This window comes from Marinobacter gelidimuriae (genome assembly GCF_000372805.1).
Classification (GTDB): Bacteria; Pseudomonadota; Gammaproteobacteria; order Pseudomonadales; family Oleiphilaceae; genus Marinobacter; species Marinobacter gelidimuriae.
In genome coordinates this window covers 1-8461 of the sequence record NZ_KB889942.1, presented here as the reverse complement: position 1 = coordinate 8461, position 8461 = coordinate 1, and the positions used below count along the sequence as shown (strand labels likewise).

The following is an 8461-nucleotide window of genomic DNA, read 5'->3' as shown; positions in this document are numbered from 1 at the left end:
CGTACCCGAGCGCTTAGAAAACTTAGCCTGACGTAAAACGTTGTTAAACCCAATGCTCTTCCATGTGGTGCTGAAAGTATTGTCAATTTTAAGGTCTTCTTGGTTAAGTAGATCAGCCGTTAATGGTGGTAAGCCCAAAGTCTTTGTGACAGAATTCATTCGATGTCTCTTGTGGTTTTTTACGTTGTCTAGATAACAAGTATTTTACCACAATGAGGCATCTATTCCTTTTAAATCAATATGTTATTGGTGTTTTTATTTATGTTTTGAACCCCGAAACTTGAGTTATTAGTCACAGCGCGAATGTGGGCGTATTTTCCTTGAGAGCGAAGTTTAGCCACACGTTTGTTGTACCAGGCATTGATCGATTTAAGCGCTTTACCGTTGATCAGAACAGGGCGAACGCCCGGCTGATCCGTTGCGAGTGCGATAAGGTTGTTGATGCCTAAATCGATCCCAGCCTTGCGGGATTTGTCGAGAAGACGGCAGAAACGGCCCGCCTCCACGATTTTTGATTCGTCGTAGATGATTTCAATAATGAAGCAATTGCCTTTGGGTACGATGCGCACCTCAAGAGCAACGGTGTCACCCACCAACGCATTCCAGTTTTGCGAAAAACGAAACTGCGTCTTGATCGGTGGGAGCACGTCGTTGGCAAAATGCAACGTACCTTCGACAAACTTGAAACCGTTGCGACCGATGTGCACGGTGGCCGCTTTGTGGGCGTAACGCGGTTTCTGGGGCCGGGCTTTGAAAGCCGAGAGTGTTTTCTTGAAAGACTTTAGTGCCGCAAAAAACGCTTTCCATTCCTGACCGACAATCTGTGTGCTCCGCTGAGCAATGGCCGATGGGAGCTTGGCGTACAGTGCCGAGTTGTTTCTTTTAAGCCATTTGTCGGCGTCGCGGTGCGACAGCCCTTGATCTTTGCCGTCAGGGTGGTGCTGCATCAAATAGGAGGTGGCGTTTTTGATTCTGCGAACAATCTGAGTACAAACGCCGGCCCCACGAAACGCCTCGTGCTGTTTCCGGATGACGATTTGCTGGGTGCGAATATGCGTTGATTTTTCATTGTTCATGTTAATAATATTACGACCTGAAAAATTGGTGTCAATCATTTATACAGTATCATTTTCCCATGAAAAGAAGCCACAATTCGTGCGCACATCGAAAACCAAGACCGACCCAAATAAGCGCTATCCATCCAACACTAAATCAGAGATTTTGAATTGGAATTCCGCTCATTTCGTTAAAAAACGAACCAAGTTAAGAGCAATTCTTCTGCTCATCCGCGAGGCTGGCCGGGTCTTTAAGACCCGGCTTTTTAGCCGATCAGGTGCTGAAACCGAGGATTAATATCGAAGTCCTCAGAATCGGATTGACCATTGGCGGCTGCACCTTCTTCCGGCATCCCGGCACCTTCAGTGTCAGGGGATACATGACCCGCCTCGGGCGGGCTCCCTTCACCTTCAAACCCTTTACCAGACGGCGTTACCTGCCCCTTCTTACCACCTTGTTTAAATTTCTTACCCTCACCCTCGCCGCCGGAGTGCTTCCGCTGCCCGACAAAGGAACGAACAGGTACATCACCAAGGGCATTCTGGATCATGAAGTGGCTGAATGCCGGCACCCCTTCCTGATGAAACTGATTCAGTGAATCAGCGATAAGCGATCGAAGTATGTCCGTCTTGAGCGATGAGCTTTCGATCTCGAGGATGCGTCGCAGCATATCACCCGCCTCCTGGCTCACCTTGGTTTTCAGACAACCCTTTGACAGACGAAGGCGGAATGTGGAATCGGTTGCATTGGACACAACTAAGGCCTCTTACGGAAAGCCCGCTAACGAACAAAAGCGGGCCTGTTGCATGGAGTTGACGGAGCTACGAATCAGCCAGCCGTGGCCAATTTCAACATTCCCCTGGCGTTAGAGTATTCATCAGCGATATGGAAGTTGAATTCCTCTTCCCAGTCCTTGAACAGATCGCGACACAGCAAGGATCCGCCACCCACAAGAAGCACTGCCTGAAACTCGGAAAAGTTGGGAAGCAGCTCTTTCACAAAAGCCTTGATCTCATTGACGATCGGCGCCGCGCTATCGTTGATCACCTTGTCTACAGGCAACTTCCGAGAACCCATCTGGGGATCGGCACCTTGGGTTGTATTCTCAACTTCACGGTTAATTAAAGCTTGAGTTACCATCCAGTCAGGCACGGCATGAAGCTTCATGCCCCGCTCATCAAGATACTGCTTCAGGTGCTTTTTAAAAGGCCGGATAATATCAAACGTGCCCCTTCTCAGGGTGCCACTACTGGACTGGCGAACCTGGAGCTGCTTGGTCAGCGTTACAACGTCAAAAGTGCTACCCCCAAAATCCAACACCGCCATCGGCGCATCAAGCGTCTTTACTTCCAATGTTGTCTCATCGATCAGGAAATCAAACGCCGCTGCTACGGCCTCCGACATGACCTTGCACTGTGTCACATGAGCGATACGCTCTGGTTTATCCGTCTCATTTTTAACCGCATAAACCGGCTGGAGCATGTTGTTTTTCTGAGCGTCGACCAACTCGAGATTCACTTGCCCGTCATCCATAAAGAAGTCACGCACCGGCAGTGATGTGAGCAGAAAGACCTCCTGACCCATCTCAACTCCAGCTTTGCGTAGACCATGATTCACCAGAACCCGATTTTCCGGAGAGCGACCATAGCTTTCGTTCCGCAGCGGAATTTTCTTGGAAACATCAGGGTTCGCGACAAACCGCTGATCGTCACCAGTTTGGTACATATCGCAATAGCCACCGTTCATGTTCGTCATGGCCTCGTCTCGAGACCCGAGAATGGCCGGATATTTTTCCGTCCGTATCTTGCCACCCTCGTACCAGGCAATTTTGTGGTCAAAGTAGCCGTTGTCATCGGCAATACGCATAGGCTTTTTGCTCATAGGTCACCTCATTTAATAAATAGGGGTTCAATACCGACGACCCTTGAGATCGTCCCACGCCCACTTGCCATGTCGAACACGTTGCTTGCTCTGCACATACCAGTAGCCGCCATTAATAAAAAATCGGAAACGCCGGAAGACGTCTGCCCAACGAAGTACCCGCTTTTTGGTCCGATAGATATCAAGAGCCAAGTTGATCACCGACAGGTAAAAGAACGTGGCGTAAGGGAACATCAGTAAAAAGAGAAAGGGAATCACCCCCATAACCGATACTGTTCGACCAACGGTGGCCCTCTGAGATTTGTGCGCCCAGATAATGGGACCATCTTCGCCGTGAACCAAGTGCAGCTTCATGACTCCACCTGGACGAATGAGGTGGCCGCGAATTCCGCTTCATATCGGTTGAGGGTTTCTTCTGAAATCCGACCTTCCTGGAAGTGATCTCGCACATCGGCGATCAACGGCCTTCCATGGGCATGCACCATCTCAGTCATCACCTCTGTCAACTGAGACTCATCGATACCGTAAAGCGTTTTCCGAAGATCCTCGGTGAGCACCAGATATTCGCGAGCGGCACAGCGCGCGCCATCGACAGTCGGCAAAAGGTCTTGGTAGATCAATACCCGACCGCTTCCGACCAGGCCAGCAACGGCCCTGGCTCGCTCGTTATGGCTGAAGACGCCGGCCATTCTTGAGAACATCTGGCCAACGGAGTTGACGTGAACCGTGGTATAGACACTGTGGCCGGTCTCGGCGTTGTGAATGGCACCCTCAATGGTTTCCGCATCACGAGCTTCCCCCAGAATGATGTCATCCGGGTGCCGCCTGAGAGCATTAGACGTCGCATGGGTATAATTTTTGAGCATGATATAGGCGTCGGATTGAGCAATTCGACCGGTACGCTCGGGTATGGCCCGATAATCAAACTCGATAGGGCTCTCGTAAGTCAGAACTCTGCGACCCTTTGGCCGAGTCATGATACGGCGAATAATTGCACCAAGCAGAGTGGTCTTGCCGGACCCTGTTGCACCGCCAACGATAACCAAACCAGTCCGAGGAAAAAGCGCTTCTTGTAGGTGTTCCGGAACCTTTAATTGCTCCAGCGTTGGAGGTATCTGGTTAATGGAGCGCATTGTTATGTCGATACCAATGGGATTGGAGTGCATGCCCATGGTTGACGTCGCGTTGACACGAAAGCGGTAGGTCGTCCTGCGGTCCTTGCGAACCGCATACGTAAAGTTGTGGTCGTCCCCTTGTTGCAGGGTGGCCGAGCTGGACACCTTGTGCATGGCATTGAGGATGGTTTCTACACTCTCAAGCTCCATTGGTCGGGAACCCACCTGGATAATATCTCCGTGGCGCTGAACTGCCAGAATTTCAGAATCCTGCAGCAGAACGTCATCTATGCCCCATTCATAGAGCGCAACGAGAATATCGCTCCACTTGCTCAATGTGACCGGTGCCTCGTCGTTAATTACCGGGGGCTGATCACTATCTGTCATTCGGCTTCTCCGAAGTTTGGAAGATTCTGAGCTGCACCGAATAGATCGGAAGGTTCATTAACCTCAAATGCAGGCTGGCCAGTCACCTCATCGAGAGACACCCAAAGCGCTTTCCAGTGATCCTGTGACTGGAAGTTTACCGGCACGGTGACGCTGTAGATCGTATCTCCTGCATTAAGAATGGAGCGGTCTCCAGATTCGGTGTTTTCTGGCACAGAACGACTCATGATCGGGGTGCGAACAATATCGCGTGCTTCCAGGACCCTGAAAGTGACGCGCCCGCGAATATCCCTGACCAGCTCGTTGAGGTTGTTTTCCCAGACATAGTGAGCCTGCTGAAGACCACTGTCCCATCCATCATCAATCGAGTCCTCCCATATCAGCACTTCGGTTTCTGTTCGGGGCCACAGCACGCGATCAGGCTCTTCCGGGTACCGGAATTCCCGCCAGATATAGTCTCGCCATGTAGGGGCCTCGGTTACCGCCCTGGCGGGCTCATCAATGAGGTACTGGATGCGGACCTCACGCAGCCTGGAACTATCTTTTGAGATTTCGAAGCGATCCCTCGTCTCGGTAATTGATGGCACCAACATGTGTTCATCAACCACAAATGGTGCAAAGTTTGCGATGCGATCCAACGTCCCTTCCTGACTTTTAGTGAAGTCCAGAAGCTTCTCGTAACGCCACGCCAAAGCGGTTTGTGCCGCCAGCGAAAAAGCGATTTCTCTGATCGCACGGTTTCTCAAGCCGGTACCACTAATGTCGTTATCAGCGTCATCACCCCACGAACGATCACCCGGCTGGCGGTATTCGCGAATTTCTTCATAGACCGGGGGTTGCTGTGCCTCTATCCAGACATCTAAATCAATAGCATCCATAGACCTTTAACCCTCTTGGCAAGCCGTGAGTGGATTACTCTGGGTATGTGATCTGGAGTCGATTCATATCACCGTCCAGAATCACCCGTGCCCTGCCCCCTGCCTGATAAGAGGCGTCCACCAGATATTCGAACAAAGGCTTACTTGAACGATTCACAGCGACCGTGATAGGAATGACCGGTGAGCGACCCACAATCTGCGGCTCGGAATAGCCGACCAGCTTTGATAAACCACGAAGAAACGATTCCAGCTCTCCGTAATAATCTTCCCTCAGTACGATCTCTTTGCGCCATGCTTCCGGGAAATCCCTCTTGTCGTAATCAAGCGACCTGGCGACACCTTCTTCGGATGCCCGGGCGGATTCCGCGTAGGACAGGACCCGGTAGCTGTTACTGATCTCGTCGGCCGCTTTCGACAGCGCTACGACACCAGGATCTACATCCAGGTTTACCTTTTGTGGCTGACTGGAACACCCTGCAGTAACTCCAATCGTCATCGCCATCAACAGCAGTAGTAGCCTTTGTTTCGGCATATTTTTTCCTATAATGTCCTATGTGATCGCATAGTTTACCATCAGTTACCCGCCAGACTTCACGTCATGTACCTATATATACAGCGGTTATGGGAGCGAATTTCCGGATGACCCGGTGTACGAAACTAACCACGCTCCATAGTAAGGAGCGCCTGGCTGGAGTGGGACATTGTTGGCCCACGTTGGCCCGATAAATTCACAGTAACACGACCCGAAGGGATTCCCTGGAACGATGCTAAAACGAGGGCAGCCTTCACCCACCTCCCTGAACACCCCACACCCGACCACACTAAATCACTTTGAACCACCCGCGATCCGTGCCTGAAAATCCCAAAAGCTCCCTCAAGGCTGGCCGAAACCTCGAAGCCAGGAATCAACGCTCAGACAAAAGCGGGACACAGACAACCCGGAACGGGACAAAGTGGGCCAGATATGACCCAACATACGGGGTGTGATGCGCTTTTGTGCGGGACAAAGCGGGACGCGAATGACCCAAAGCGGGCCATTTCGGGACACAAATGGCCCGGCTGAGAGCAGGTTTTGGTGACTGGAGCGACCCATATGGGGCCAGAGCGGGTCACAAATGGCCCGGTAAAGCCCGGAGATAGTCGGGCGATAAAGCCTCTCTCCTTCCTCAAAAGAAGGTAGAGGCGTGGAACAGTTTGCGCCCTGCTGACAAACAGTAAAAAGCGTGAGCACGTCATTAAAGAAAGGTAGTCGTATTAAAAAAAGTCTATTAAGTTATTGGGTTTAAATACTGACAGGGTACAAACAATAAAATGACGTGCAAAGCCCTCCAAAAGTGTGCCTATCTCTGCTAACCTAAGACCAATCATGAGCCCGAAACCCATGTGCATATCATCAGCACACAGCTCAACTCATAATCCAATACAAGTCACACAAGGTACTGTAGACCGAAACAACGAACGAACAATCAACACAGGCGTCTGAGCACCATGATCTTGAACCTCGACACCCAGAACACCGCCAGACCTTTCGGCGATCAAGAAATACCCGCACGCGTGAAAAGCCTGATCGGGCAATTTATTCGTGACCGGTACACTAACGCCCTGATCAGTAATCCTGCTGTCCAGAGGGAGTTCGGTATCTGGCTTGAAGAGTATTACGGTGATCGGACTGCCAGCGCAAAATCCCAGAGACAAGAAATGCGAATGGTCAGAGCGACCGCGGAACGTGGAACGGGATTGGATACCTTGGCAGAGGATATGGATCGCCTGGTGATGGACAGCCGCAACCCGGTCCCGAACAAGGACGTGAACTATAAACTGTCGCACCTCATCACCCGCGACACATTTGAACGGATGGCCCGTTATGCAGACACCGCCGCCTGCACCCTTACCCAGCGCGATGGAATGATGGTGTTTGTGGCAACTTGCATGACTGGCCTTCGGACCTCGGAATGGGCCACGGCTACCCTGGAACGGCTCAATCCAGAAACCCGGCCCGGTGAAGTGAGCCCGCACCCGACATTGGTGACTCAGACCGCCAAGACCAAGAGTAATACGTCCGACACCCGGACCCTGATATTGGAGGGCTTCTCGGAAGGCAACCTTCAGGTTATCCAGACCGTGATTCAGCTAATGGCTAGCGCATCTCCCGGTCTCAAGGCCAGCCTGGTTCGTGAAATGCGCCAAGCCCTGCGTCAGCTTTACCGGGACAACTCGGAGCACTATGACCTCATGTCCCACGTGGATTACCGCACAGCCCGCAAACTGTTCACGGTGGAATCCAGGCGAGGGGGAGCCACGCAAAAGCAGACAGCCGCAGCGCTCGGTCATACAACCACGGTCAATCTTCGCTGGTATGCGCAGGGTGATGTTCGATGCCCGCGAAAGACCGCACTCCCGTTAGCCAGAGCTGGAATTGAGGCCGCCGACTCTGTGCGTGATACGCTTCAGGAGCTTAATGAGCGGCGTCAGGTACAAGGCTTGTCAGCAATTCATGGGTATCCGGAGCAACCCGGTCTGGCCAACCCGAACGAAAGCAATGCGGAAAGCCACGCTGATGATCAGCACGACGACCGTGACCCCGCCAGCTCGGGCAACTCATTTCTGGACAAGCTGTAGTCGTCCGACTGACTAAGGAACTCTAACCGTCAACTACCCCGCCCTTAGGACGGAGCTTATTGGGGCAATCCGAAGAGCTAGNTTGACCAGGAAGAGCGGTAATCAATCCGCTACGTTACACACAGGGTACAAGACCCACCTCGCCGTGCTTCCTCAGCGACGGGCTCTGGAATCGACCGATCATGCTGGCGAAAGGTAAAGCGTCGAAGGTTGGGAGAACGGCTTAAAGCCAGTCCGGTGTGTGACATTCCCGAGGGGAGCGAGGCTTCGACCTCCGTCACAAGGCCCGTAAGGGTTTTAATTGAAAAGGAAGCGTTTTGATGGCGGTNTATGTTCTGGACAAGAAAGGCAGGCCCCTGATGCCTTGTACCGAAAAACGAGCGAGATTGCTGCTGGAGCGGGGCCGTGCCCGGGTGCATTATTGTGTGCCGTTCGTGATCCGTTTGGTGGATCGGCTGCAATCGGAGTCCGAGCTTCAGTCGCTGACGGTGAAGATTGATCCGGGCAGCAAGGTGACGGGCATTG

9 protein-coding genes are annotated in these 8461 nt (G+C 52.1%); 2 read left to right on the top strand and 7 right to left on the bottom strand.

Annotated features, from left to right (window positions below; genetic code table 11):
* Positions 1 to 230: 230 nt before the first annotated feature.
* The 7 genes from A3OI_RS0117745 to A3OI_RS0117715 all read right to left on the bottom strand — a co-directional run bounded on the left by A3OI_RS0117745 (position 231) and on the right by A3OI_RS0117715 (position 5849).
* Positions 231 to 1115, bottom strand: a complete 885-nt coding sequence (locus A3OI_RS0117745) for a transposase (RefSeq protein WP_018405561.1) — start codon at positions 1113 to 1115, stop codon at positions 231 to 233.
* Between the two features lie 206 nt (positions 1116 to 1321).
* Positions 1322 to 1726, bottom strand: a complete 405-nt coding sequence (locus A3OI_RS0117740; RefSeq protein WP_018405560.1) for a hypothetical protein — start codon at positions 1724 to 1726, stop codon at positions 1322 to 1324.
* Between the two features lie 158 nt (positions 1727 to 1884).
* Entirely contained in the window at positions 1885 to 2937 is a 1053-nt protein-coding gene (parM, locus tag A3OI_RS0117735) for a ParM/StbA family protein (protein ID WP_018405559.1), read from the bottom strand.
* 27 nt (positions 2938 to 2964) lie between these two features.
* Complete coding sequence (locus A3OI_RS0117730; RefSeq protein ID WP_018405558.1) at positions 2965 to 3291, bottom strand: hypothetical protein; 327 nt, start codon at positions 3289 to 3291, stop codon at positions 2965 to 2967.
* Positions 3288 to 4439: a type IV pilus twitching motility protein PilT gene (locus tag A3OI_RS0117725; protein ID WP_018405557.1), complete on the bottom strand. Its 1152-nt coding sequence runs from the start codon at positions 4437 to 4439 to the stop codon at positions 3288 to 3290. The genes A3OI_RS0117730 and A3OI_RS0117725 overlap by 4 nt, the downstream gene beginning before the upstream one ends.
* Complete coding sequence (locus A3OI_RS0117720) at positions 4436 to 5317, bottom strand: type IV secretory system conjugative DNA transfer family protein (protein ID WP_018405556.1); 882 nt, start codon at positions 5315 to 5317, stop codon at positions 4436 to 4438. The genes A3OI_RS0117725 and A3OI_RS0117720 overlap by 4 nt, the downstream gene beginning before the upstream one ends.
* A gap of 34 nt (positions 5318 to 5351) precedes the next feature.
* Positions 5352 to 5849: a DotD/TraH family lipoprotein gene (locus tag A3OI_RS0117715; RefSeq protein WP_018405555.1), complete on the bottom strand. Its 498-nt coding sequence runs from the start codon at positions 5847 to 5849 to the stop codon at positions 5352 to 5354.
* A gap of 956 nt (positions 5850 to 6805) precedes the next feature.
* Between A3OI_RS0117715 and A3OI_RS0117710 the strand changes: the two genes are divergently transcribed.
* Positions 6806 to 7936, top strand: coding sequence for a hypothetical protein (locus tag A3OI_RS0117710; protein ID WP_018405554.1), 1131 nt, complete (start codon positions 6806 to 6808; stop codon positions 7934 to 7936).
* A gap of 320 nt (positions 7937 to 8256) precedes the next feature.
* The coding region (locus tag A3OI_RS20785) for an RRXRR domain-containing protein (RefSeq protein WP_040475203.1) at positions 8257 to 8461 on the top strand (205 nt) is incomplete at its 3' end.

Bases quoted from the DNA above. Each gene is read 5' to 3' on its own strand.
- A3OI_RS0117745 (WP_018405561.1), bottom strand. From the start codon at position 1,115: ATGATTGACACCAATTTTTCAGGTCGTAATATTATTAACATGAACAAT.
- A3OI_RS0117740 (WP_018405560.1), bottom strand. From the start codon at position 1,726: ATGCTGCGACGCATCCTCGAGATCGAAAGCTCATCGCTCAAGACGGAC.
- parM (WP_018405559.1), bottom strand. From the start codon at position 2,937: ATGAGCAAAAAGCCTATGCGTATTGCCGATGACAACGGCTACTTTGAC.
- A3OI_RS0117730 (WP_018405558.1), bottom strand. From the start codon at position 3,291: ATGAAGCTGCACTTGGTTCACGGCGAAGATGGTCCCATTATCTGGGCG.
- A3OI_RS0117725 (WP_018405557.1), bottom strand. From the start codon at position 4,439: ATGACAGATAGTGATCAGCCCCCGGTAATTAACGACGAGGCACCGGTC.
- A3OI_RS0117720 (WP_018405556.1), bottom strand. From the start codon at position 5,317: ATGGATGCTATTGATTTAGATGTCTGGATAGAGGCACAGCAACCCCCG.
- A3OI_RS0117715 (WP_018405555.1), bottom strand. From the start codon at position 5,849: ATGCCGAAACAAAGGCTACTACTGCTGTTGATGGCGATGACGATTGGA.
- A3OI_RS0117710 (WP_018405554.1), top strand. From the start codon at position 6,806: ATGATCTTGAACCTCGACACCCAGAACACCGCCAGACCTTTCGGCGAT.